Source organism: Halogeometricum sp. S1BR25-6, from assembly GCF_031624495.1.
Taxonomy (GTDB): Archaea; Halobacteriota; Halobacteria; order Halobacteriales; family Haloferacaceae; genus Halogeometricum; species Halogeometricum salsisoli.
In genome coordinates, this window is the sequence record NZ_JAMQOP010000002.1 from 110,978 (window position 1) to 134,709 (window position 23,732).

A 23,732-nucleotide genomic window follows, 5' to 3' on the forward strand; every position below is an offset into this window, starting at 1 on the left:
GCGAGGGCCGGACTCGGAGTCGAAGAGGGAGTCGAAGAGTCAGTCCACCGACCGCCAGAGGTACCGCGAGGCGAGCGTTCGGTGCGGCCGCCACGCTTCCGCGCGGTCGACCATCGCCGTCCGGTCGTCCTCGTCGATGCCGTACAGTTTCGCCATCGCCTTCCGAATCCCGAGGTCCTCGACGGGGAAGACGTCCTCCCGGCCGAGGACGAACATCAGATACATCTTCGCCGTCCAGTCCCCGACGCCGCGAATCTCTGTGAGGCGGGCGAGCGCCTCCTCGTCGCTCAGGTGCGCGAGACCCTCGCGGGTGAGGTCGTCCTCCTGAAACGCCGTCGCGACGCTCCGCACGTACGATATCTTCTGCGAGGAGAGCCCCACGTCGCGAAGCGCGTCTTCCTCGGCGGCCAGCATCGCCTCCGGCGTCACCTCGAAGCGCTCGAACAGGCGGTCCCGGATGGCGGCCGCCGACTGCGTCGACAACTGCTGGTTGACGATGGAGACGACGAACCGCTCGAACTCGTTTTCGGCGGGTTCGACGGCGAGTTCGCCGTGCTCCGCGACGAGTTCGGCGAGTCGGTCGTCGTTCCGTATCGGGTCCATGGTCCGCCGTTCGGGTCGCCCGGAAATAGGGGCGTCGCTCCCGGCGGGCGGACCCGTGTTCGGTCGCGACTCAGCGCTTCACTCTTCCTCTTCGAGACGTTCCTCGCTGTCGCCGTCCTTGCCGCCCTCGTCGACGCGGCGGCGCACGTCGACGCGGTAGTGTTCGAGGATGTCGCGGCCGAGGAGGAGCGGGTAGTCCATGTGCGAGCGGTCCTCGACGCTCGCGGTGACGGTGTGTTGGGTGCCGCCGATGCCGATGACGAGGTCGACGACGGGGCGCGCCTTGCCGGACTTCACGGACCCCGACTTCACGCGCGTCATGCTTTTGATGGGACCGGCCCCGATTTTCGCCGCGAGCGAGGTGTCGATGCTCGTCCGCGTCGCGCCGGTGTCGGACTTCGCCAGCGCCTGCGTCGACCCGCTGGTGCCCGAGACGACGACCTCCTCGATGTAGCCGATGAGCGGCAGTTCGCCCTCCGGTCCGGGGTCGACGCGCGGCATGCTCGCCGGTTCGGAGTCGTCGAGCGTCGCCGCCAGTTCGGCCACGCGGTCCTCCTCGACGTCGCCGCCCGCCTGTTCGATGGCGAGTTTGGCGATGTAGGGGGCGGGCGACCGACTCGTCGCCTGGTACAGTCCCTTGAAGCCGGCCGTCGGGTTCACTTCGAGGACGAACCAGCCGTCGTCGCCCTCGATGAGGTCGACGCCGACGTAGTCGAGGCCGATGACCTCGGCGGCGTACAGTGCCGTCTCCTTGGCCTCCTTCGGCATCTCTCCCGTCGCGTCGGCCACGTCGCCGCCGAGGGCGACGTTCGTCCGCCAGTCGCCCTCCGGGGCGTAACGGTACATCGCGCCGATGACCTCGCCGTCGACGATGTAGACGCGCAGGTCGCGGTGCTCGTTCTCGTCGCGTTCGATGAGGTCCTGCAGGAACGCCTGCCGGTTGCCGACTTTCGGGTTGACGGGGGTCGTGAGGTCAACCTTCCACGTCCCGCCGCCGTGCGTCCCGATGGCGGACTTGTAGACGCCGACGTCGCCGAAGCGGTCGCGGCCCTGGTTCAGCCGCTCGTTCGAGAGGGCGAGGAGCGCGTCGGGCACCTTGATGTTCCAGTTGGCGAGCGTCGCGGCGGTGGCGAACTTGTGGACGGCGGTGAGCACCGACGCCGGTTCGTTCAGCATCGGCCGGATGCGCTCGAAGGTGGTGGCGAGACCGAGCAGTTCGGCGGGCGCTTCGGTGTTCGAGAGCAGCAGGCGGTTGGCGATGATGTCGACCTCGGGTTCGACCGAGACGTCGCCGTCCTCGATGCTGATGGCCGTGTTCTCCCGGCGGAGCCAGACGCCCTCGTGCCCCAGGTCGTCAACAGCGTTCAAGATAGCCTTCGTCTCCTTGCTGTTGTGTAGTGACAACACCCCGACTCGAACCGAATCACCGTCGCCAGACATACAGCAACCTAACAGAGGCGGGTTTCAAAGGTATGCCGGTGTCTCGGTGTCGTGGGTGTCGTTCGCGCGCCGGAGGCGCGGTATGGGGAGTTTATATACGTCCCTCACCCAGACCCGGGTATGCGCGACGACGGGGCCTTCACGTACAACGGCGGGAAGGTCGCACGCGGCGAGACGCAGAACGTTCGGTACGGCATCAGCGAGACGTATCTCGGCGACCCGGTGCGCATCCCCGTCACCATCATCAACGGGGAGCGCGACGGACCTACGGCGTTCCTGACGGCCGCCGCACACGGGGACGAACTCAACGGCATCGAGGTGGTCCGCGAGGTGGCCCACGAGTGGGACCTCTCGGACCTTGCCGGAACGCTGGTCTGTATGCCCGTGCTGAACGTTCCCGGCTTCCTCGCTCAGCAGCGGTATCTCCCCATCTACGACCGCGACCTGAACCGGTCATTCCCGGGGCGGGAGGACTCGACGAGCGCCAAGCGGATGGCCGCCCGCATCTTCGACAACTTCATCCTGCCCTGCGATTTCGGCATCGACTTCCACACGTCGACGCGCGGGCGAACGAACATGCTCCACGTTCGCGCCGACATGGAGCACGCGGGCACCGCCCGCCTCGCCAACGCGTTCGGTTCGCACGTCATCATCGCCAGCGGGGGCGGCGAGGGGATGCTCCGCACAGAGGCGACGGCGGCGGGCGTCCCGTCCATCACCGTCGAGATGGGCGAGGCCCACCGCTTTCAGCGCGAACTCATCGACGAGGCGCTCGCCGGCGTCGAGAGCGTGTTCGCGGAGTACGGCCTCTACGACGACACCGCCGTCCGCTGGCCCGGGTGGCGGACGGTCATCGACGACGAGAACGAGAAGACGTGGATTCGCGCCGACGCCGGCGGCATCGTCGACATGCATTACGACCGCGGGTCGTTGATCCACGAGGGCGACCGCATCTGCACCATCACCAACCCGTTCAAGGACGACAACGTCACCGTTGAGGCGCCCTTCACCGGACTGATGGTCGGCGTGCTGGAGAACCCGGTGGTCTACCCCGGCAACCCCCTCTGCCATCTCGTCGAACTCGAAGCGAACGTCCGCCGCGTCGTCGAACGCGAGCAGTCGCCCGACGGCGACTCCGTCAGAGCCTGAATCGGAAGGCGCGTCTCGAACGCCCGACGGAGGACCGCTCCCGCCGAAATCGGTGCTCGCGCGGCGGTAAACCGGACCCCGCTCGCCGTACTGGCTTCGCGGCACGGGCTGCCGATTCTTTTCTCGCGGCTCGTGCCGTACACGTAAGTTCTATACTACCGCGCTCCCGAGCCTCAAGCGAGCATGAGTCAGTCTTACAATCGAGGCCTCATCGAGGACTTCGGCCGATGGAAGGAGTTCTCCGCGGGGATGTGGGCCTGGATTTTCCACAAGTTCACCGGCTGGGTGCTGGTGGGATATCTCTTCACCCACATCGCCGTCCTCTCGACGGCGTTGACGGGCGCCGCGGCGTACACGGAGACTATCCAGACTCTCGAGAGTCTGCTCGTGGTTCGCATCCTCGAAGTCGGCCTCCTCGCGGTGGCCGTCTTCCACATCCTCAACGGCCTCCGCCTGCTCCTCGTCGACCTCGGCGTGGGGCTTCACGCACAGGACAAGAGCTTCTACGCCTCGCTGGCGCTGACGGGCGCTATCGTCGTCGCCAGCGTGCCGACGTTCCTCGCGGGGGTGTTCTAACGATGGCGGAACACTACTCCTCGTTCGAACGCGGCGGGAGGCGGTGGCTCTGGCAGCGCATCACGGCGGCGTTCCTCGTGATAGTGCTCGCCTTCCACTTCTTCCTCCTCCACTTCGTCCACCACGCGGACGAGGTGACCTTCGCCATGTCGTCGGCGCGGATGGAGCAGTGGACCTACTACTCGCTGATGATCCTGTTCTTGGTCACCGCGACGTTCCACGGCGTCAACGGCGTGTTCAACGCCCTGGTGAACCAAGGAATCGAAGGAACGCGGAAGACGGCCGTGAAGTGGACGCTGGTCGCCGCCAGCCTCCTCCTGATCGTACAGGGCGTCCGAACGGCGAACGCGTGGGCGGGAATCAGTCTCCTCCCCTTCTAACATGAGCACGCAAGTTCCGGAACAAACCGAAGAAGAATCGTCCGCCGACACCGAATCGCAGTCGCAGTCCCAGTCGGCCGCACAGCAGGCGCGGATGCAGAAGAAGCGCGACCGGGCCGCAGAGCGCGACCGCCAGAAGGAGGCCGAAGAGGCCGAGAAGGCGTCCAGCGAGGACGACACCTACCTCCTGAAGGTGTTCCGCTACGACCCCGAAGTCGAGGGCAAACAGGAGCCGCGGTTCGACGAGTTCCACGTCCCCTACCACCAGGGGATGACCGTCCTCGACGCGCTGATGTACGCCCGCGACGAGTACGACTCCAGTCTCACCTTCAGACACTCCTGCCGACAGGCGGTCTGCGGGTCGGACGCGCTGTTCATCGACGGCCGACAACGGCTCGGCTGCAAGACCCAGCTGTCGGACCTCGAAGAGCCCGTGCGCATCGAACCGCTCCCCCACCAGGAGGTCGTCAAGGACCTCGTCGTGGACATGGAGCACTTCTACGACCAGATGCACGCGGTCGAACCGTACTTCCAAACGAACGACCTCCCGGAGGGCGAACAGCTCCAGTCCCGCGAGAACCGCGAGAAGATCAAGATGTCCACGCGCTGCATCTGGTGCGGCGCGTGCATGTCCTCGTGTAACATCGCGGCGGGCGACAACAAGTACCTCGGCCCCGCGGCCATCAACAAGGCGTACCGCTTCACGATGGACGAACGCGAGGGCGAGGACATGCAGGAACACCGGATGGAGATTCTGGAGCAAGAACACGGCGTCTGGCGCTGTCAGACGCAGTTCTCCTGCACCGAGGTGTGCCCGAAAGACATCCCGCTCACGGAGCACATCCAGGAGCTGAAGCGCGAGGCGGTCAAGAACAACCTGAAGTTCTGGTGAACGGGCAACATAAGTTCAGCCAGTCCTAACCCACGACAAACACTCACACCATGCACGAACACGACGTTATCGTTGTCGGCGCGGGCGGCGCGGGTCTCCGCGCGGCAATCGCGGCACAAGAAGAGGGGGCCGACGTGGCCATCGTCTCGAAGCTCCACCCCGTCCGCAGTCACACGGGCGCGGCGGAGGGGGGCATCAACGCCGCCCTCCGGGAGGGGGACTCCTGGGAGCAGCACGCCTACGACACGATGAAGGGGTCCGACTACCTCGGCGACGCCCCGGCCATCGAGACGCTCTGTCAGGACAGTCCCGAAGAGGTCATCCAACTCGAACACTGGGGGCTGGCGTTCTCCCGCGACGAGGACGGCCGGATGAGCCAGCGCCCGTTCGGCGGGATGTCGTTCCCGCGGACGACGTACGCGGGCGCGGAGACGGGCCATCAGCTCCTGCACACGATGTACGAGCAGTTGGTCAAGCGGGGCATCCAGGTGTACGACGAGTGGTACGTCACCCGCCTCGCCGTCTCCGACGAGGAAGACCCGACGGAGCGGCACTGTCACGGCGTCGTCGCCTACGACATCAAATCCGGCGGCCTCGACGCCTTCCACGCGCGCGACGGCGTCATCCTCGCCACCGGCGGCCCCGGTCAGGTGTTCGACCACACCACGAACGCCGTCGCCAACACCGGCGACGGGCCGGCGATGGCCTACCGGGCCGGCGTTCCGCTCGAGGACATGGAGTTCATCCAGTTCCACCCGACGACGCTCCCCTCGACGGGCGTCCTCATCACCGAGGGGGTGCGCGGCGAGGGCGGCATCCTCTACAACGAGGACGGCGAGCGCTTCATGTTCGAGCGCGGGTACGCGAACAACGACGGCGAACTCGCCTCCCGCGACGTGGTCTCGCGCGCAGAACTCACCGAGGTGAACGAGGGGCGCGGCATCGAGGACGAGTACGTCCACCTCGACATGCGCCACCTCGGCGAGGAGCGCATCATCGACCGACTGGAGAACATCGTCCACCTCGCGGAGGACTTCGAGGGCGTCGACCCCCTCGAACAGCCGATGCCGGTCAAGCCCGGCCAGCACTACGCGATGGGCGGCATCGAGACGGACGAGAACGGCGAGACGTGCATCTCGGGGCTGTACGCGGCCGGCGAGTGCGCCTGCGCGTCCGTTCACGGGTCGAACCGCCTCGGCGGCAACGCCCTCCCGGAACTCACCGTCTTCGGCAAGCGCGCCGGCCGGCACGCCGCCGGCGGCGACTTGGGGACGGCGGAGATAGAGACCGGCAAGCGCGGCGACTGGGAGGTCGGCGAGGTCGACACCCCCGTCGAACCCGGCGACGTCTCCGCCCCCGGCGAGGACGTCGTCGCGGACGGCAGCGGCGGCACGGCCGCCGCTTCCGGCGGGTCGCTCTCCCCCGACGAGTACGTCCAGCGCGCCCTCGACGTCGAACGCGAACGCGTCCAGACGCTCCTGGAGAAAGAGGAGGGACGACAGCACGCCGAAATTCGCGCCGACGTGCAGAAGTCGATGACGCGGAACGTGAACGTGTTCCGCGAGGAGGCCGGACTGAAGCAGGCGCTCCGCGACATCCGCGACGCGCGCGAGAAGTATCAGGACGTGTACGTCGCCGACAAGTCGAGCACGTTCAACACCGACCTCATCCAGACCATCGAGACGCGCAACGTCCTCGACCTGGCGGAGGCCATCACCCTCGGCGCGTTGGCCCGCGACGAGTTCCGCGGCGCCCACTGGCGCAAGGAGAACCAGGAGCGCCGCGACGACGTGTGGCTCAAGCACACGATGCTGTCGTGGGAGGACGGCCGCCCCGACCTGTGGTACCGGCCGGTCGTCCTCGAAGGCGAGAACAAGACGTACGAACCGAAAGTCCGCAGCTACTAACCCAGTTCGTCGGCGCCGCGCGGCCCGTTCTTCTCCGCTCGCGCCGTCGCCTATTTATTGGGGCGCGGCGTACGTCGGCACGGAAGGGTGGCTCAGTGGTAGAGCGATAAATTTCCGGCAGCGACCCTCGGGTCGCCCGGGTTTACGGCTTCGCGTGGTTCGAATCCCGCCCCTTCCACTCCCCGACCGAACCGAGAGCCGTCTCGACGCCTCCCGACCGGTCGAACTCGCGTCGACGGTGGTTCTCGTCAGAAGTCGAAAATCGGCGCCGCGGAACGAGCCTGCTCGTCTATCAACGATCCGTACAGTTCCGCGGTCCGGCCGTCTCGGCGCCGCTCCCGCCGGAACTCAGTCCGATGGTATTCGACGATCGACGAAGGTTGGTTTTATTATCGTCGAACCCGACGGACCGATAACAACAATGCAAGGCACTGTCCAGCCGCGACCCGCCGCCGGAGCCGACTCCGACTCCCGTTCCGTCGCCGTTCCCGCGGAGCTCGAATCGCCGCGCGCGAAGCTCGTCTACCTCTTCCTCTCGGTCCAAGGGGAGTCCTCCGTGACCGAACTCCAGAACGGACTGGAGATGAAGAAGATTTCCCTGTACAGCATCCTGGGGACGCTCGCCGAACGGGGTCTCGTCCACCAGGACGCCGAACGGTACCGCGTCGCCTGACCGGGCGAGTCAGGTGTTCCGCGCCGAGCGTGCTTTTCTCACCGTCGCGCCGTCGCGAACCATATCCTCACAGTTCGGACAGACGCGCGGGTGGTCCATCTCGTTCGGGGCGAAAACCCGGGCGTACGCCGTCGTGACGAAGGAACCGCAGTTCTGGCATTCGGGCACGGCGTCTGAGTGACGAGGGTTATGTATCATAAACATTTTGCTGAATCGCGGTCCGGAGGCTCAACACACCGTTTCGGCCGCCGAACCGGCGGTACGGATGCGAGCGGGGCGAACCGCGGAGAGACCGCTCGGAGATGTGTTGAATCGGATAGTTTTCGGTCTCACTCGGAAGTTGTTTGTTCGAGGAAGTCGTGGGTATCGGCGAATGAGTCGTCTCGCCCCCCGCACTCTCTGCGTCCTTTGGGTGGTCCTCCTCCTCGTCGTCGTCGTCGCCGGCGCGGCGGCGCCGGCGGCCGGCCAGTCGACGCGCACCATCGCCGGGACGCAACTCGCCCCCGACGACGTCTCCCTCCGCATCGACATCCGCGAAGACGGAACCGCCGAGTGGGCGGTAGAGTACCGCGTCCTCCTCGACGACCAGAACACGACGGCGGCGTTCGAGTCGGTCAGACGCGACGTGGAGGCCGACGGGTCGGAGTACTCCTCGGAGTTCCGGGGTCGGATGGAGTCGACGGCCGCGACGGCCGAGAACGCCACCGGGCGCGAGATGGCGATCAGAAACGTGAGCGTCAGCGCCTCCAGACAGCAGCTTCCGCAGGAGTACGGCGTGCTCACCTACCGGTTCGTCTGGGTGAACTTCGCCGTCGTCGACGGCGACAGCATCCGCGCCGGGGACGCCCTCCGAGGACTGTTCCTCGACGAGGAGACGTCGCTTCTGGTAACGTGGCCGGAGGGGTACGTCGCGGAGGACGCCGCGCCGGCGCCGGACGACCAGCGAACGCGGACCATCGTCTGGAACGGGCCGCTGGATTTCGGTCCCGATGAACCCTCCCTGGTCGTCGCCGCGCGCGAGTCCGCCGGCGCGGACGCGGGAGTGACGACGAGCGGACCCGCGACGGCGAGCGGTGCGGGCGACGACTCCTCGCCCGGCGACGGAGACGGGTCGTACCTGTGGCTCGGCGGCGCGGGGGTGCTGGTCGCCGCGGCCGTCGTCGGCGGCGGGTGGGCGCTCTACCGCAGACGCGGCGAGCGCGTTCCGGCCGACGCCGGCACCGGCGTCGACGCCGACGCAGGGACCGAGACTGGTGCCGCATCGCCGCGCGGCGGGACGGACGGAACGGGCGGCGCCGGAGCGGCGTCGGCCGGGGGAGACTCCGCCACCGCCGAAGCGGAGCGTCGGACAACCGAATCGGACCCCGACGCGGACGGGTCGGCGGCCGCGACGTCGAGCGCGGACGACGGGACGCCGCCCTGGGAGGACGAACTCCTGAGCAACGAGGAGCGGGTCCTTGCACTGATGGAGCACGAGGGCGGCCGCCTGAAGCAACAGGAGGTCGCCCAGACGCTCGATTGGACCGACGCGAAGACGAGCCAGGTCGTCCGTCGGATGCGCGAGGCGGACGAACTCGACGCGTTCCGCCTCGGCCGCGAGAACGTTCTCGTGCTCCCCGACGCGGACGCCGGCCGGGAGGACGAATAAATATGTTTCGACCGTTTAGTCGGACGGGCCGGCGACGGGACGCGGAATCGGGAGACGGCGGCGACCGTAAAACGTCGTTGATTCGGCCCAATCCGGCGCGAGCGTCGGCGGATTATACGTGGATGGCTCCGAAAGGAGTGGACAGAATGAGACGTGTCGCCGTGCTCGTCGTGCTACTGTCCGTCGTGGCCGCGACTCCCTTCGGGGTCGCGACCGCGGCGGCGGCCGTACCGACCGACGGAGGCGCAAGCCCCGGTGCGGTCGTCCCGCAGGTCGCCTCCGAAACCCCCTCGTCGGGCAACGCGACGGGGGAATCGGCGGGGAACGCGAGCGGCGACGCCGCGAACGAGGCCGCTACCGGCCTCTCGCCGGGGGCGCAACTCGCGGGCGTCATCGCCATCCAGCAGGCCGAAATCGACGGCGAACTCGAACAGCGCGCCTACGAGGTACAGATCACGACGTCGCGGAGCGAGGCGTCGAGAGCGGACGTCGTCTCGCGCCAACTGACCCAGATCGACGGGCAGGTGGCAGACCTCCGAGCGCGACTGAACGAACTGGAGGCGGCGCGTCGCGAGGGGAACATCTCGGAGGGACGCTATCGGGCGACGGCGGCGCGCCTCTCCGCGGAGATCCGTTCGACCCGGCGAATGATCAACGAGACCGAAGAGACCGCGTCCGACCTCTCCGCGGAGACGCGACGGTCCAATGACATCGGGCGAGACCGACTGTCGCGGCTCCGAAACGACGTCGAAAATCTCTCCACGTCGCCCGTGGCCGACGCCGCGCGGGGCCTCTCGGGGCCGGACGCGGGCAACGGTCTCGCCAAGGGAGACGTCGTCAACGAGAGCAAGGTCGCCGGCGGTGACACCTGCTCGGCCGCCGCGCGCGGCGGAAACCGGAGCATAAACGGCTCCGATGCGTCCGGAAGCAGCTCCCTAACGGGACCGTCGAACGCCTCAGCGGGCGCCGACACCGACGCCTGCGGGAACGCGACCGTCGGCAACGCCACCGGCGCCTCCGAGGCGGGCAACCGCTCGAATGCGACCGGAAACGCGACGGGGGCGCCGGGCCTCGCCGGTCGGAACAACACGACCGTCGGGAACGCGACTCTCGGAAACGCCACCGCAGGAAACCGCACGGCCGGAAACGCATCCGAGTCTCCCGCCGCGGAGGACCCGCGAGACGACGCCCGAGACTCGGACCGGCGCGACGATTCGGACCGAAACGAGGAAGCGGACGATGCGGACGACGAGGATGACGACGGTTCGGCGTCGGATAACGCCGGAGGCGACCCCGGCCGGAGCGACGCGGTCGAACCTAACCGCTCGGTCACCCCGGGAAGCGACGTCGGAACGACACCCGAAACGGATTCGGGTGCTCCGACGGCGAACGCGTCGGTGCCGACCGAGGTCGGACCCCCGGTGGACCCGGGAACGAGGACCGACAACTCGACCTTGACTGACTCGGAGACCCCCACCGACACCGCGACCTCGACTGAGACCGCAACCTCGACTTCGACTGAGACCGACACCGAAACCGCAACTCCGACTGACACGCCGACCTCAACCTCGACTGACACCGCGACCCCAACCGAGACCGCGACACCAACTGATACCGCGACGGAGACGGACACACCGACCGAGACGGCCACCCAAACCGAAACTGAAACCGCACCCGCCGCGCTGGAAGACGAACCGGCGGCCGAGGTCTCCGAGGAAGCGGCCGAAACCCAACCCGAACCCGACCCCGACCCCGAGACGGAGACCGGGACCGCGACTGCGGTCGCCGAGGCGCTGGCACTGTTCACCAATCCGAGCGTCCGCTGACCGGCGGCGCGAGCGCGTCTGAAACGTTTTTCCCACGACCTATCTTCAGTTCTGATAGTCAGAAAGATAGAGCTATACTCCCCCGCGTCCTCCGCGCGAACGAGATGGAGTACGTGTACCCCGTGGGTGGACTGTTCCTCGGCGCCGGTCTCGTCGCCGTGAGCGTGTTCATCGCCTTCGTCTACACGCCGTACACGTCCTCTCGAATCGACTCGCTCGTCACCGCTTTCACCGGCATCACCCTGCAGGTGGGCGATTTCGTCGCCGTCGCCTCCGCGACGGCCATCCTGTTCGACCTGCTGGCGACGCAGGTGGGGCTAACCTACCCGCTCGTCGTCCCGTTCCTGTTCGGCTACGTCGTCACGCACGTCACCGTCTACTACTCGTGTCTCCGCATCACCGACGTGCAGAGCGAACCGCTGGACCCGGACGTCGACATCAGACAGAACCCGCTGAAACTCGTCGCGCTCTCCATCCCGGGGGCGCTCATCCTCCTCGCGCCGCGCGAGAACGACTCCTCGCGCTGACGCCGCCGCACCCGACGTCGAGCGCTGAATCTGCGCACCGCGGTCGGTCAAACGGCTCTTTGAGTATACGCCGCGGTTATATCGTTCGGCACCGTAGGGGAGAACGCCCGCCTGCGCCGACGAGACGGGCACCACGGACCGACCCCTCCCTCCCCTTCCGCGGCCGTCGGCCCTCCCCGCCGACGTTCGGCCCTCCTGGAACCGCCGTCCTCCGCGGCGATTTCTCCCACCCATGCACTCACGTGCGAACAGTTGCCTCCTACACCGTCCGACGCCCGGCCGGCGCGCATTCGGAATTCGAGTACGATTCCTTCCGGACGACGTCGGACCGGACGAATCGCGCGTCGAGTCGGTCGGCGGCGCGTTCGAACCCCGCCGTTCTGCCGGCGCCCGACAATTCGCAGACGACGGCAGAGTGGCCGACGTCGAGTCGACTCCGACCGCGTCCGTTTCGTCGTCCGACAGAGCGCCCGCCTCCGTTTCGTACCTATTCGGAATTAATTTCACCTAATCAAATCATCGAAAAGATATTTCCCCACGAAGAAGAAAGAAGCGTAGTGAGTGATTCAAAGTGGAACTTCGCCCGACTGATTTCATGATTCTCGACCGGCTGCGCGAGGGCCGGAACGTCGGTGCGAATCTCGCGCTCGAACTCGACCGAAGCCGCGGCTACGTCAACAACCAGCTCTCGAAGCTCGCGTCGCTCGAACTCGTCCGCCGGGTCGGACCGAGCGACAACGGCGGCCTGTACGAACTCACGGAGCGGGGAGAACTGGCGGTCACCTACCGAGAGCGCTACGACGACGACTCGGTGGAGTTCGAGTCGCTGCTGGACGAAGAACTGCGGACGGCGCAGAACACGAAGACAGCCGACGTCGCCGGAAAGGCGGCCGAAGCGGCCGAAGAGTAAATCCCGGCTTCGACTGCGGCCCCGACTCGGGCCTCCGACTCGTCGAGCCGAGCCGCCTTTCTCAGGCGATATCGAACTCGCCGGTGTACTTGACCGTGACGTCGTACCCCGCGTAGCGGAATTTGACCTCGCCCTCGTGAAACGGCGCGTCCGGGCGCCCGAACAGGCTGTCGAGTGACTCCGTGTCGACGCAGTCTTCGAGCGGCGGGAGTTCGAACGGTTCGACACCTTCCAGTCGTGATATCTCGGTCACGAGCCGAATACTGAGTGGGTCCTGGGGTGTCATCGCTCGTCAGAGACTGGCGACGTCGAAGCAGAAGAAGCTCCCGGTTGGGAGCCTCGACTGACTGTAATTCGTCCCGTTAGGGGGTCGAAGCGCACCGCCGTACGAAGGTCTTCAGCAATCTGTGTCGGGGACTCGCCGCCGCCCGACGCGGCGCACCGGAAACGGCGGCCTCCGGGTGGGCGTCGACGGCGGATGCGGAGCGGCGTCGAGTCGTTCGTTCGGCGCACGAGCCTCGAAGCGTCGTCCGGCTAGAATAAAAAGACGTTTCGCATACAGCTATAGTGTTTTTTCAATCCGGTGTAACTCTATTCGTCACACAATGCTATTCGATGGAGGCAGTGCTTCGGATAGTTTGCGGATGAGACTCGGGTGGTTTCTCGGACGAACCTGCCTGGAGCGAACGACCGGAACGATGCCGAGTGACGAGTATCTCAACTATCGAGCCGAACTGCGCGGCGAGTGGTTCCGACTGGTCCACGAGAGTCCGGGCGGCGGGGAGACGGCGACGGTGCTCGAACGAACGCATCTGCCGGATGCGAACCCGAATACGGTCAGTGTCACGCTCTCGGACTCCGGCCGTAGCCTCGTTGCGGAGGCGCGCGACGACAGGGACGGCGTGCTCGCGGAGATGCGGTACGTGTGGGAGGATTCGAGGTAGCCGGCGCTCGTCGCGAGAACGGGTCGGCCGCAAGCCAGGAGTGGGATTCGAACCCACGAAGTCTCGATTACAAGTCGAGTGCATGAACCGCCCATGCTCTCCTGGCGCGACTCCGAGTAGTCAGTCCTCCTTTGAGTGTGTATCGCTTTCGACCGCCTTCTCCAACTCGACTCGGTGGACGGCGTAGCCGTGCCGCTCGTAGAACTGCCGCGCCCGCTCGTTTCGCGCCATGGCTTCGAGGCTGATGCGCGCCGCGCCCGCGTCGACCAGCGCCGTCTCCGCGGTTTCGAGGAGTCGCGACCCGACGCCGCGGCCCCGGCGCGCCGGAACGACGTAGAGGTTGCGGATGACCCCCCGGACGTCGTCCTGTTCGAAGTCGCCGCGTTCGAGGCTGAACATCACGAACCCGACGATTTCGTCGCCGGTGCGGGCGACGCGGAGGCCGCCCGTGACGGCGTGCCGGGCCATCGCCTCGCGTATCCGCTCGCGGTTCTCGTCGGCCCGGAGGTGCGAGCGGTAGGACCGCTGGTCGGCGGCGAGTTCGACCCAGAGGTCCGCGAGGACGTCGATGCTGTCCGTTCCGGCCCGAACGATGCGCACCGCGCATTCGTCGGTGTGATCCATCGACTACGGTACGTTCCCCGGGGCGAAAGAACTACTCCCCGCCCCGCACCGGCGGCCGCCGGTCGTAACCTCTCGACCGACGGACGCCGACACCGAACGCTCGTCCGCCAGACCCGCGTGCGACCGTTCGTTCGCTCGTGAATCTCGTCTGCAGTGTTCGGTGAATGAAGAAAGACTTATCATCGTTTCACGTCCGCAAATACCGTGAGGATAGTTATCAATGGGTATCGCTGAGACCTACTCACGCGGTCGCCGGTTCGCAGTCGACAGACCGGGGGCGCTTCTCTTGGCCGTCGTCGGAGTTCTCCTCGTCGGAGACCTTCTCACCGGCCTCGCCTCCGGGCGGACTGCATTCAGCGACGTGGGGTCGCTGATCTGGGACGGCCTCATGCGTGGGCTGGTGATCGGGTTGGCGGGAATCGGACTCTCGATGACGTACAGTATTCTGAACTTCGCGAACTTCGCGCACGGCGATTACATCACCGCGGGGGCGTTCTCCGGGTGGGGGACGACCTACCTGCTGGCGGGCCTCGGACGCGCCGACATCGGGTCGCTGCTGCTCGTCGGCGCGGGCGGGTCGGTGTTCGGCGGCGCACTCGGTATCGGCATCACGGGGACGCCGATAGCCGTCGTCGCCGGTCTGCTCGTCGCCGGCGCGTTCACCGTCGCCCTCTCGCTTGCGGTCGACCGGTTCATCTTCCGGCCGATTCGCGACGAGGACGGCATCACGCTCCTCATCACGAGCATCGGCGTCGCGTTCGCGCTTCGCTACATGATGCAGTTCGTCTTCGGGTCGGACGTGCGCGGGACGACGGCGCAACCGCCGGCCGTCTCGCTGTACTTCGTCGACGGAGCGGTCCGCGTCAACATGCACGACCTGACGCTCGTCGTCGTCGCGGGCGGTCTGATGCTCGGCGTGCACCTCCTGCTTCAGCGGACGAAACTGGGCAAGGCGATGCGCGCGATGGCCGACAACGAGGACCTCGCGCGCGTCACGGGGATTCCGACCGAACGCGTCGTGCGGGCGGTGTGGATCATCGGGGGCGGTCTCACCGGCGTCGCCGGCTACATGTTCGTCCTCTGGAAGGGAACGCTCGGCTTCAACGACGGCTGGTTGCTTCTCCTCCTGATCTTCGCGGCCGTCATCCTCGGCGGCATCGGGTCGGTGTACGGCGCCATCGCGGGCGGCCTCGTCATCGGGCTGACGGCGTCGCTGTCGGTCATCTGGATTCCATCGGCGTTCGCCCGCGCGGCGGCGTTCTTCGTGATGATCGTCATCCTGCTCGTGAAACCGTCCGGACTGTTCAGCGGGAGGTCGACCGCATGAGCGTCCGAGAGGACCTCGCGGACCGAGTGCCCGGCGGCGACGCCGGTCTCATCGTCGCCGTGCTGGTCGTGCTGTACGTCGCGTACGTGCTCGCCGGGGTCGGTCTCGGCTACTCGCTGCGCGGCCAACTCAACACCGTCGCGGTGTTGACGTTCTACATCGGCGTCTTCGCCATGCTGGCGCTGGCGCTGAACTTACATTGGGGGTACACCGGACTCTTCAACATCGGCATCGTCGGCTTCATGGCCGTCGGCATCTACGTGATGGCGCTGGTGTCGAAGCCGCTCTACCAGTCCGGCGGCGCGGCGCAGGTGGGCGGCCTCGGTCTCCCCCTCGTCGTCGGCATCGTCGCCGGCATGGTCGCCGCGGCGCTGCTCGGACTGGTGGTCGCCCTGCCGGCGCTCCGGTTGCGGGCCGACTACCTCGCTATCGTCACCATCGCGATGTCGGAAATCGTTCGATTCAGCTTCCTCTCGGGGGAGTTCCAGCAGTTCACCCTGTTCGGCGAACGCGTCGGCTTCGGCGGCGGGTCGGGGCTCATTCTCGACTTCACCGACCCCTTGCAGGCGTTCTTCGAGACGTTCGGTCTGTGGGGCGCCTACCTGAGTTTTGTCGACACCTTCGAGGCCATCGTCCCCACGAACCCGAAACCGGTCGTCGACGGTCTGGTGTACGGCGCGGTCCTGCTCCTGTTCGTCGCGGCGTACTACTGGCTGTTGAAGCGCACCGGCGAGTCGCCGTTCGGTCGCGTGCTCAAGGCCATCCGCGAGGACGAGGACGTGGCGAACTCGCTCGGGAAGGACACCAACCAGTTCAAAATCAAGTCGTTCATGCTCGGGTGCGCACTGATGGGGCTGGCGGGCATCCTCTGGTTCATGACGCAGGGGGCGGTGACGCCGAACACGTTCCGCCCGCGCATCACCTTCTTCGTCTGGATCGCGCTCATCATCGGCGGCGCGGGGTCGAACACCGGGAGCGTGCTCGGCGGCGCCGTCTTCGCGGCGGTGCTGTACCAGGGGCCGCGGTACTTCAAGAACCTCGTCGACGCCGCGCTCCCGTCGTTCAACGCGCCGTCGAGTTTCGGCCCGGCCGTGGCGCCGCTCATCTCGAATCTCAACCCGGCGCCGCTGTTCTACTACACCGTCGACAGTATTCGGCAGTTACAGCTCGTCCTGATGGGGCTGGTGCTCATCTGGTTGATGCACAACCGCCCCGAGGGGATGCTCGGCCACCGCAAGGAGACGGCCGCGGGCATCCCGCTCACGGCGAAACGTGCGCGCACCGCCGCGACGGACGGCGGCACCGAAAGCGACGACGGAGACGGAGGCGAACGCAATGAGTAAGACCGAGAACGACGCGAACACGGACGCGAGCAAGACCGAGACCGAACCGAACGCGAGCGAGCCACCGGCCGACGCTCCCATCTTGGGCGGCGGCGGGCCGGCGGTGACCGCCGAACGGCCGCTCGAAGTCGACGGTCTGCGGAAGTCCTTCGGCGGCATCACGGCCGTCGACGGCGCGTCATTCTACGTCGAGGGCGGCACGCTGACGGGACTCATCGGCCCGAACGGCGCCGGTAAGTCGACGACGTTCAACCTCATCACGGGCATGCTGACGCCCGACCAGGGGACGGTGACGTTCAACGACGAGGACATCACCGGGATGGAGCCGCACGCCATCGCGAACAAAGGGCTCGTCCGGACGTTCCAAATCGCGCGCGAACTCGAGGATATGACCGTCTTGGAGAACATGATGCTCGCGCCGAAGGGGCAGCGCGGCGAGAAGCTCTGGCGGTCGGTGACGCCCGGCGTCCGCGACGACGTCATCGCGCAGGAGAAGGAGCTCCTCGAACGCGTCTGGGACGTCCTGGAGTTCTTCGACATCGACCACATCGCCGACGAGTACGCGGGCAATCTCTCCGGCGGCCAGCGGAAACTGCTGGAGATGGCGCGGGCGCTCCTGACGGACCCCGACATGCTGCTCCTCGACGAACCGTTCGCGGGCGTCAACCCCTCCCTGGAGAAGCGCCTGCTCGAACACATCCACGCGCTGAAAGAGCAGGGGTACACCTTCCTCCTGGTCGAACACGACATGGACCTCATCATGGAGAACTGCGAGCACGTCATCGTCCTGCACCAAGGCCGCGTCCTCACCGAGGGGACGCCGGCGGATATCAAATCGAACGAGGAGGTCATCGAGGCCTACCTCGGGGGGAACGTGTGAGCTCCGACGTCGACGTCGACGCCGACGCCGCGGACGCCTCGACCCCCGACTCCGCCGACGCGGGGGAAACGGCTGGCGCCGCCACCGCCGGGTCGACGCCCGAGGGCGAGGGCGCCGAACTGCTCCGCGTCCGGAACCTCGACGCGGGCTACGGCGACCTTCAAATCCTCACCGACGTCGACATGGACGTCCACGACGGCGAGTACGTCACTATCGTCGGTCCGAACGGCGCGGGGAAGTCGACGCTGATGAAGTCCGTCTTCGGACTCACCAACCTCATGGGCGGTACGGTGACGTTCGAGGGCGAAGACGTCACCGGACTGCAACCCGAGGACATCATCCACGAGGGCATCGGCTACGTGCCGCAGAACGACAACGTGTTCGCCTCGCTCACGGTCCGCGAGAACCTGGAGATGGGGGCGTACATCCTCGACGAGGTGCCGCAGGACGCACTCGACATGGTGTTCGAGCGCTTCCCCATCTTGGAGGAGCGAGACGACCAGAAGGCCGGCACGATGTCCGGCGGGCAACAGCAGATGCTCGCGATGGGTCGCGCGCTGATGCTGGACCCGTCGCTGCTGCTCCTGGACGAACCGTCGGCCGGCCTCGCGCCCGACCTGGTCGAGGAGATGTTCGACAAGATAGACGAGATAAACGACGCCGGCACCGCGGTGCTGATGGTCGAACAGAACGCCAAGGAGGCGCTCAGACGCTGCGACCGCGGCTACGTCCTCGCCAACGGCGAGAACCGCTACGTCGACTCCGGCCGGGCGCTCTTAGAGGACGAGCAAGTGAGACGAGACTTCCTCGGCGGATAGTCCGGGCGACTCGAACGCGGACCGGGACGCGGAATTTTTTCGAACCGACGCGAGCGCGAGCGACGACGCTGCGTGCGACCCGACGCCGCCGCTCGGGGTGCAGTACCGAAAGAAACGGTCGGAGTTCGAGAGTCGGCTTGATTCGACCCAGCTCGACGCTCAGTTGCTCGACCCGGACAGCGCCGACTCGATGACCGAGGAGTACGACGACTCGCCGATGTTGAACGCCACCTGCGTGAGCACTTCGCCGTCGAAGCTGTCCTCGAAGACGCCGGAGAAGCGCTCCGAAAGCTGCTGGCCGTAGTCGTTGTTGACGTACAGCGTCGACACCGAGGAGGCGTTCAGTCGCTCGGCCATCACCTGCGCCATCACGCGTCCCTGCAGGCGGTCCGACGGCGCCGTCCGGAAGATGTAGTCGTTGTCCTCCAGATTCGACACCGACAGCGCCGTCGACGACGGCGAGCAGCCGATCATCTCGTTGGGGATGAACACCTGCTGAGAGACGGGGACGTTGACGCCCGAGGAGGCCGTCCCGCAGACGAACGGGACGCCCGCGCTGGCGAGCGACTGCGCCGCGGAGACGCCGGCGCTCGGCGAGGTCTGGGTGTCCTCTATCTGCTGGTTGACCGAGAGGCCCGCCGGGTTCGCGTCGTTGACCAGCATGCCGGGAATCTGTGCGGCCTGAATCATCGGCTGGCCGGTCGAGGCGAGGTCGCCCGTCTCCGGCAGGAGGATTCCGAGCGATATCTCGCGGTCGCTGCCGCCGGGTCCGCTGTCCGCGGCGGGTCCGGCGCCGTTCGGGTTCTGTCCCTCGAACGACTGCGTCTCGAGGGTCGAGGTCGACTGCGAGTCGACGCCGTCGAACTCCCAGATGGCGTACGCCGCGGAGGCGGGGTCGCCGTTCTGGTCGAAGTTGGTCGACGAGGAGGCTCCTTGATAGTTGACGTCCTCGCCGTTGGCGGCGGCCTCGACGCCCTCGACGAAGTTGTTGGGGCCGACCTCCATCCCGCCGGGGTTGGCGATGCGCCGCATCTGTTCTTTGATGGCGGGCCCATTGTTCTCACCCGCTGCGGCGTTCGCCAGGATGCCGATGGCGGCCGAGTCGAACGACTGGGAGGTGAACACGCCGGGTGCGGAGCCGTACTCCTCCTGGAAGAGGGAGACGAACGCCTCCTGGTTCGGGCCGCCGGCCGCCGGCGCCGTCCCGGTCACGTTGTTCATGTCGTTGCCGACCTGCGCCGGGAGCGCGCCGTCGCGCAGGCCGTCGGGGATGAGGATGGCCTCGGCCCCGTCGGACTGGCTGTAGTAGTCGCGGAACAGCTGAATCCCGCTTTCGGGGTAGCCGATGACGACCAGTCCGTCCGGGCCGTCGCCGCTTCCGCCGCCGCCGCTACTGTCGGTCTCGGTGCCGGTACCCGCGTCGGTTCCCGACCCGGCGTCGGTCCCCGTCTCACCCTGCGTCTCGGTCCCGCCGTCGTCCGGGCTTCCGATACAACCCGAGAGGCCCACCACGCCCACTGCCCCGGCCGCACCCGCTCTTTTCAGAAAGTCACGCCGTACGATATCACGTGCCATGTGACACGCAAAGGCAGTTACCGTTTATAAATCTACCCTTCGACCCGTCAAAATGACTCGAATTCGCACGTCTGACACCCGTGAAACGTGAGCGATTGTTACTGACACACGAGGGAACGAGGGAGGCGCTTCGGAGGCGAACCGCCACGCTCAAATCGGCGCGGACGCGTTCTCCATCGATGACCATCCCGTCGTTCGTCATCGGTATCGCGGGCGGGACCGGCGCGGGCAAGACCACCGTCGCGCGACTCATCACGGAGAACGTCGGCGAGTCCGTCACGCGCATCCCCATCGACAACTACTACGAAGACCTGAGCCACCTCGACCTCTCCGAACGCGAGGCGGTCAACTACGACCACCCCTCGGCGTTCGAGTGGGGTCTCCTGCGAGAACAGCTTTCGACGCTGTTGGAGGGGCGACCCATCGAGATGCCAGTGTACGACTTCGAGATTCACAACCGGAAGGACGAACCGACGACGGTGGAACCGACGGACGTCATCATCGTCGAGGGAATCCTCGCGCTGTACGACGAGGAGGTAAACGAGATGTTCGACCTGCGTCTCTACGTCGAGACGGACGCCGACGTTCGCATCCTCCGACGAATCGAACGCGACGTCATCGAACGCGGGCGCGACTTGGAGGGCGTCATCGACCAGTACCTCTCGACGGTGAAGCCGATGCACGAGCAGTTCATCGAACCCTCGAAGAAACACGCGGACCTCATCATCCCCGAAGGAGCCAACAGCGTCGCGGTGAACCTCCTAGAGGAGAAGGTGATGGCGGAGGTACACGGCGACACGGTGCGCGACTGGGAGCGCCCGTCACCGGAGCGGTAGGCGCCGTCCGGAATCTCAGGCGCTCTTCTTGCCGCTGACGAACTGGTCGGCGCCCTCGTAGAACCAGTAGCCCGACTCGCGCATCGCCCGCCCGACCGCCTGGTGGAACGGGACGAACGCGTCGAACTCCTCCTCTTCGACGTTCTCGAAGATGTCCCGCAGGGGGACGACCGTCTGGTAGTCGATGCGAATCGGCTCGTCGCCGTGCGCCTCGACGAACTCGTCGCGCGAGAGGGGGAAGTCCTCCTCCTCGTCTATCTTCTTCGCGATGATCGCCTGTCCGTACTTCCGCATCCCCTCGCTCCCCTCCTCGCCGTCGGGGTCGTGTGGCCAGTCCATGATTCGACGTTGGGAGGGCGACTCATAGCCGTTACGCATCTCGGGGACGCCGACGGCAGGGCTTTGTCGCCGGAGGCCCGATGTCGGCCCGTGACGACTCCTTCGTCCCACCGCGGCGACGCGTCCGACTCCGACCCCGATTCCGACAGCGGGACACTCCCGGTGCTGCTCGCCGCCGCGGCGCTCGTCTGCGGACTGCTCGCCGGGTGGGCGCTGACCGGCGTAGGGTTCGCGGCCGTCGAAGCCGTCCTCGTCGCCGGTGTGGCCGCACTCGCCGTCTTTTCCTGTCTGCGCTACGCCGTGACCCGTCTGTCGACCGAGTGAGGGACGGGGTCGGCTCCACACACGGTGCGCTACGCGGTGCTCGCCGGTCTGCTCGCGTCAGAATGCGGTGGGACTGGGATTTGAACCACGGTCGCTCGTTCGCTTCGCTCACGTCGCTCCCTGATTCAAATCGCCAGCGTATTCGATTCGACGCTCGCGGGTACGCGAGCACACGCTATGCGGTGCTCGCCGGTCTGCTCGCGTCAGAATGCGGTGGGACTGGGATTTGAACCCAGGAGGCCGAAGGCCACCGGTTTTCAAGACCGGCGCAATAGTCCACTCTGCCATCCCACCAGCGGACCGTGATTCTCGGCGGTCGTTCTAAGGCTTGTCGGTCAGTCTTCGCGGACCAGCGTCGGGTCGCCCCCCTCCGCGGCGACGCGGAGGCCGTTCTCGACGACGAACTCGGCCGTGTGGCCGGGGACGATGCTGCTCGCCCGCCAGCGCGCCCGAATCGTCGGCACGAGCGTCAGGAGGTCCTCGCCCGTCCGGACGGTCGGTTGGAACTCCGCGAACGTCACGCTGTGCCCGGCGTCCGTCGCTCGGTCGGTGACGGTCTGCAGTTCCGGCGTCTCGAAGGCGTCCGCGAAGTCGACGGACTCGCAGAAGCCGGCGACGTAGCACCGCCCTCCGGAGGACGGACCGACGACGACGTCGCTCGTCCGGAGTTTCGTCGACACGGTGTCCAGTTTCGCGCGGGCGAAGAACGGCGCGTCGCCGCGGAGGAGGGCCGCGGAGGCGACGTCTTCGTCGCGGAGGAGGTGCTGTATCGTGTTTCCCGCGCGCGCATCGAACGACGACCCGACCTGCACCTCGAAGCGGACGTCGTCGGGGTCCTCCAGGGCGTCGACGGCCAGGGCGCGCATCTCGGCCTCCGCCGTTCCCTCTTCTTTCCTATCGGCCTCGGGGAGGTGCTCCTCGGCGGGGTAGTTCACGAGCAGGTCGCTACCGGAACGCGAGACGGCCACCATCGTATCTTTCAGCATCGCGGCGTGCAGGTCGGCGGCCTCCGCCTCCGACAGCGGACTCGTCGCGGCGAGTTCCGAGAGCGCGAGTCCGGGGCGCGGCGGGTCGGCCAGGAGAACGACGACAGTCATACTCCACCCTCGGAGAGGGCGACCCTTCAACTCGCCGTTTCGATTCAAGTGTTCCCCGGCCGAAGAGGGGAGCATGCCCCCCGACGCTCAGACCGACGGTGCTCCGGCGAGGGACGACCGACCGACCGGCGGACCGGCCGCCTCGGGACTCACGCGCGCGCTCTCGTACCTCGGCGCCGCCCTCGTGGTCCTCCTCGGCGTCGTCGCCGGTCTGTACTGGTTGTTCGCCGCGGCGGAGTGGTCGCTCCTCGTCGGCGCGTTGCTCCTCGTCGCCGTCGTCGGAACCGTACTGTACGGCGCGCGGCGGGCGAGGAAGACGTCGACGCCGTACTGGCGGACCTGATAAGCCGAAGGCGGACCGCGGCCGCGAGTCAGCGGCCCCGACGACCCTTCGTCTGCCGGTAGTCCCGCGAGAACACCGACTCGACGACGTGGTCGACGAACGCCTCCGTCTGCTCGTCGGTCTGCTCGTCCAGCGGCAGCATCGGAACGAGTTCGAAGCCGCGGCCGCGAATCGTCGTCGCGTGTTCGGCCTCGACGTCGAAACTGTCCGGCGCGCGCGTCGTGTAGTCGATGGCCAACTCCTCCAGCGTTCGCTGGCCGATGGGGACGATAATCTCCGGGTTTATCATCCGCACCTCGGCGTTGAGGTAGGGTTCGCAGGTGAGCACCTCCTCGTCGGTCGGACGCCGGTCGGGGTGCCGGCAGCGCGTGAGGTAGGTGAGAAAAGCGTTCTGGAGGTCCGGCCGGTCGCTGTCCGGCGGCGACCGCGAGAACCCGAGGTCGCCGAGGATGCGCTGGAGTCGTTCGTCCGACTCGCCGGTGAACGGAATCCCGTTCCGGTCGGCGCCCTCGCTGGGTCGCTCCCCGATGAACAGGAACTCACCGCCCACGTCGCCGTACCCGTGCGCGACGTTCTCGCGGACGTCGCAGAGGCCCGGACAGTTCTCGCAGTCGGGGTCCATGCTGAACGGGTTCTCGAGCGTGTGTTGTTCGGCGTCCACGTTCGGCCCTCGGCCGCGACGGTGAAAAATGGTCGTTCTCGGCGCGTCGGCGCCGTCTGCGCGACGAGAGAGACGGCGCGCGCCGGTCGG

General features: G+C 66.9%; 27 protein-coding genes and 3 tRNA genes. 19 read left to right on the forward strand and 11 right to left on the reverse strand.

The annotated features are described in order from the left end of the window. Positions 1–39: 39 nt before the first annotated feature. On the reverse strand, positions 40–603 hold the full coding sequence (locus tag NDI76_RS10435; protein WP_310924017.1) for a DNA-3-methyladenine glycosylase family protein: 564 nt from the start codon (positions 601–603) through the stop codon (positions 40–42). Between the two features lie 78 nt (positions 604–681). Then, positions 682–2,043 (reverse strand): putative ATP-dependent zinc protease, encoded by a 1,362-nt coding sequence (locus NDI76_RS10440; protein WP_310924018.1) that lies wholly within the window; start codon positions 2,041–2,043, stop codon positions 682–684. 120 nt (positions 2,044–2,163) lie between these two features. On the opposite strand from NDI76_RS10440, the gene NDI76_RS10445 reads away from it, so the two are divergent. From NDI76_RS10445 to NDI76_RS10475, 7 genes are all read left to right on the forward strand, one after another. Then, positions 2,164–3,192 carry a succinylglutamate desuccinylase/aspartoacylase family protein gene (locus tag NDI76_RS10445; RefSeq protein ID WP_310924019.1) on the forward strand — a complete coding sequence of 343 codons (1,029 nt, stop codon included), beginning with the start codon at positions 2,164–2,166 and terminating at the stop codon, positions 3,190–3,192. Between the two features lie 183 nt (positions 3,193–3,375). Further along, the gene (sdhC, locus tag NDI76_RS10450; RefSeq protein ID WP_008383170.1) at positions 3,376–3,768 is read left to right on the forward strand and encodes a succinate dehydrogenase, cytochrome b556 subunit; all 393 of its coding nucleotides are present in this window, start codon (positions 3,376–3,378) and stop codon (positions 3,766–3,768) included. 2 nt (positions 3,769–3,770) lie between these two features. Continuing rightward, a complete protein-coding gene (locus tag NDI76_RS10455) occupies positions 3,771–4,148 on the forward strand; it encodes a succinate dehydrogenase/fumarate reductase transmembrane subunit (protein ID WP_310924020.1) in 378 nt (125 codons plus the stop codon). A gap of 1 nt (position 4,149) precedes the next feature. Next, positions 4,150–5,040 (forward strand): succinate dehydrogenase/fumarate reductase iron-sulfur subunit, encoded by an 891-nt coding sequence (locus tag NDI76_RS10460; RefSeq protein ID WP_310924021.1) that lies wholly within the window; start codon positions 4,150–4,152, stop codon positions 5,038–5,040. Positions 5,041–5,090: 50 nt separating this feature from the next. Beyond that, positions 5,091–6,947: an FAD-binding protein gene (locus NDI76_RS10465; RefSeq protein ID WP_310924022.1), complete on the forward strand. Its 1,857-nt coding sequence runs from the start codon at positions 5,091–5,093 to the stop codon at positions 6,945–6,947. A gap of 81 nt (positions 6,948–7,028) precedes the next feature. Continuing rightward, positions 7,029–7,125, forward strand: a tRNA-OTHER gene (locus NDI76_RS10470). 243 nt (positions 7,126–7,368) lie between these two features. After that, on the forward strand, positions 7,369–7,620 hold the full coding sequence (locus tag NDI76_RS10475) for a TrmB family transcriptional regulator (protein ID WP_310924023.1): 252 nt from the start codon (positions 7,369–7,371) through the stop codon (positions 7,618–7,620). Positions 7,621–7,629: 9 nt separating this feature from the next. On the opposite strand, the gene NDI76_RS22605 is transcribed toward NDI76_RS10475, so the two are convergent. Next, positions 7,630–7,788: a DUF7563 family protein gene (locus NDI76_RS22605; RefSeq protein WP_425498354.1), complete on the reverse strand. Its 159-nt coding sequence runs from the start codon at positions 7,786–7,788 to the stop codon at positions 7,630–7,632. Between the two features lie 205 nt (positions 7,789–7,993). On the opposite strand from NDI76_RS22605, the gene NDI76_RS10480 reads away from it, so the two are divergent. The 4 genes from NDI76_RS10480 (at position 7,994) to NDI76_RS10495 (ending at position 12,531) form a co-directional block, all read left to right on the forward strand. Further along, positions 7,994–9,268, forward strand: coding sequence for a helix-turn-helix transcriptional regulator (locus NDI76_RS10480; RefSeq protein ID WP_310924024.1), 1,275 nt, complete (start codon positions 7,994–7,996; stop codon positions 9,266–9,268). Between the two features lie 146 nt (positions 9,269–9,414). Further along, positions 9,415–11,094 (forward strand): hypothetical protein, encoded by a 1,680-nt coding sequence (locus NDI76_RS10485; protein WP_310924025.1) that lies wholly within the window; start codon positions 9,415–9,417, stop codon positions 11,092–11,094. A gap of 104 nt (positions 11,095–11,198) precedes the next feature. Further along, positions 11,199–11,621, forward strand: coding sequence for a DUF8133 family membrane protein (locus tag NDI76_RS10490; protein ID WP_310924026.1), 423 nt, complete (start codon positions 11,199–11,201; stop codon positions 11,619–11,621). A gap of 595 nt (positions 11,622–12,216) precedes the next feature. Continuing rightward, positions 12,217–12,531 carry a phage repressor protein gene (locus NDI76_RS10495; RefSeq protein WP_310924027.1) on the forward strand — a complete coding sequence of 105 codons (315 nt, stop codon included), beginning with the start codon at positions 12,217–12,219 and terminating at the stop codon, positions 12,529–12,531. A 61-nt stretch (positions 12,532–12,592) separates the two neighbouring features. On the opposite strand, the gene NDI76_RS10500 is transcribed toward NDI76_RS10495, so the two are convergent. Next, entirely contained in the window at positions 12,593–12,817 is a 225-nt protein-coding gene (locus NDI76_RS10500; protein WP_310924028.1) for a HalOD1 output domain-containing protein, read from the reverse strand. Positions 12,818–13,229: 412 nt separating this feature from the next. On the opposite strand from NDI76_RS10500, the gene NDI76_RS10505 reads away from it, so the two are divergent. Further along, on the forward strand, positions 13,230–13,475 hold the full coding sequence (locus NDI76_RS10505; protein ID WP_310924029.1) for a hypothetical protein: 246 nt from the start codon (positions 13,230–13,232) through the stop codon (positions 13,473–13,475). A gap of 32 nt (positions 13,476–13,507) precedes the next feature. Here NDI76_RS10505 and NDI76_RS10510 read toward each other — a convergent pair. Together NDI76_RS10510 and NDI76_RS10515 are read right to left on the reverse strand one after the other, a co-directional pair. Further along, positions 13,508–13,581: transfer RNA gene (locus NDI76_RS10510), tRNA-Thr, on the reverse strand. 14 nt (positions 13,582–13,595) lie between these two features. After that, on the reverse strand, positions 13,596–14,099 hold the full coding sequence (locus NDI76_RS10515; protein ID WP_310924030.1) for a GNAT family N-acetyltransferase: 504 nt from the start codon (positions 14,097–14,099) through the stop codon (positions 13,596–13,598). Positions 14,100–14,319: 220 nt separating this feature from the next. Between NDI76_RS10515 and NDI76_RS10520 the strand changes: the two genes are divergently transcribed. The 4 genes from NDI76_RS10520 to NDI76_RS10535 all read left to right on the forward strand — a co-directional run bounded on the left by NDI76_RS10520 (position 14,320) and on the right by NDI76_RS10535 (position 18,467). Next, the gene (locus NDI76_RS10520) at positions 14,320–15,426 is read left to right on the forward strand and encodes a branched-chain amino acid ABC transporter permease (RefSeq protein WP_310924031.1); all 1,107 of its coding nucleotides are present in this window, start codon (positions 14,320–14,322) and stop codon (positions 15,424–15,426) included. Continuing rightward, on the forward strand, positions 15,423–16,769 hold the full coding sequence (locus NDI76_RS10525; protein WP_310924032.1) for a branched-chain amino acid ABC transporter permease: 1,347 nt from the start codon (positions 15,423–15,425) through the stop codon (positions 16,767–16,769). Before NDI76_RS10520 ends, NDI76_RS10525 begins: the two co-directional genes overlap by 4 nt. Continuing rightward, positions 16,762–17,649 (forward strand): ABC transporter ATP-binding protein, encoded by an 888-nt coding sequence (locus NDI76_RS10530; protein ID WP_310924033.1) that lies wholly within the window; start codon positions 16,762–16,764, stop codon positions 17,647–17,649. Before NDI76_RS10525 ends, NDI76_RS10530 begins: the two co-directional genes overlap by 8 nt. Before the next feature lie 119 nt (positions 17,650–17,768). Next, positions 17,769–18,467: an ABC transporter ATP-binding protein gene (locus NDI76_RS10535; protein WP_310924943.1), complete on the forward strand. Its 699-nt coding sequence runs from the start codon at positions 17,769–17,771 to the stop codon at positions 18,465–18,467. Between the two features lie 159 nt (positions 18,468–18,626). On the opposite strand, the gene NDI76_RS10540 is transcribed toward NDI76_RS10535, so the two are convergent. Beyond that, entirely contained in the window at positions 18,627–20,042 is a 1,416-nt protein-coding gene (locus NDI76_RS10540) for an ABC transporter substrate-binding protein (RefSeq protein ID WP_310924034.1), read from the reverse strand. A 179-nt stretch (positions 20,043–20,221) separates the two neighbouring features. On the opposite strand from NDI76_RS10540, the gene udk reads away from it, so the two are divergent. Further along, positions 20,222–20,878, forward strand: a complete 657-nt coding sequence (udk, locus tag NDI76_RS10545; protein WP_310924035.1) for a uridine kinase — start codon at positions 20,222–20,224, stop codon at positions 20,876–20,878. A gap of 15 nt (positions 20,879–20,893) precedes the next feature. Here the strand turns inward: udk and NDI76_RS10550 are convergent, their stop codons facing one another. Further along, on the reverse strand, positions 20,894–21,217 hold the full coding sequence (locus NDI76_RS10550; RefSeq protein WP_310924036.1) for a DUF5785 family protein: 324 nt from the start codon (positions 21,215–21,217) through the stop codon (positions 20,894–20,896). A gap of 90 nt (positions 21,218–21,307) precedes the next feature. On the opposite strand from NDI76_RS10550, the gene NDI76_RS10555 reads away from it, so the two are divergent. After that, positions 21,308–21,541 carry a hypothetical protein gene (locus tag NDI76_RS10555; protein ID WP_310924037.1) on the forward strand — a complete coding sequence of 78 codons (234 nt, stop codon included), beginning with the start codon at positions 21,308–21,310 and terminating at the stop codon, positions 21,539–21,541. Between the two features lie 211 nt (positions 21,542–21,752). Here the strand turns inward: NDI76_RS10555 and NDI76_RS10560 are convergent. After that, positions 21,753–21,835: transfer RNA gene (locus NDI76_RS10560), tRNA-Ser, on the reverse strand. Positions 21,836–21,876: 41 nt separating this feature from the next. Then, positions 21,877–22,638 (reverse strand): DUF2064 domain-containing protein, encoded by a 762-nt coding sequence (locus NDI76_RS10565; protein WP_310924038.1) that lies wholly within the window; start codon positions 22,636–22,638, stop codon positions 21,877–21,879. Positions 22,639–22,711: 73 nt separating this feature from the next. On the opposite strand from NDI76_RS10565, the gene NDI76_RS10570 reads away from it, so the two are divergent. Then, positions 22,712–22,981, forward strand: a complete 270-nt coding sequence (locus NDI76_RS10570; protein WP_310924039.1) for a hypothetical protein — start codon at positions 22,712–22,714, stop codon at positions 22,979–22,981. A gap of 28 nt (positions 22,982–23,009) precedes the next feature. Here NDI76_RS10570 and NDI76_RS10575 read toward each other — a convergent pair whose 3' ends face one another. Next, the gene (locus NDI76_RS10575) at positions 23,010–23,642 is read right to left on the reverse strand and encodes a uracil-DNA glycosylase (RefSeq protein WP_425498355.1); all 633 of its coding nucleotides are present in this window, start codon (positions 23,640–23,642) and stop codon (positions 23,010–23,012) included. Between the last annotated feature and the right edge of the window lie 90 nt (positions 23,643–23,732).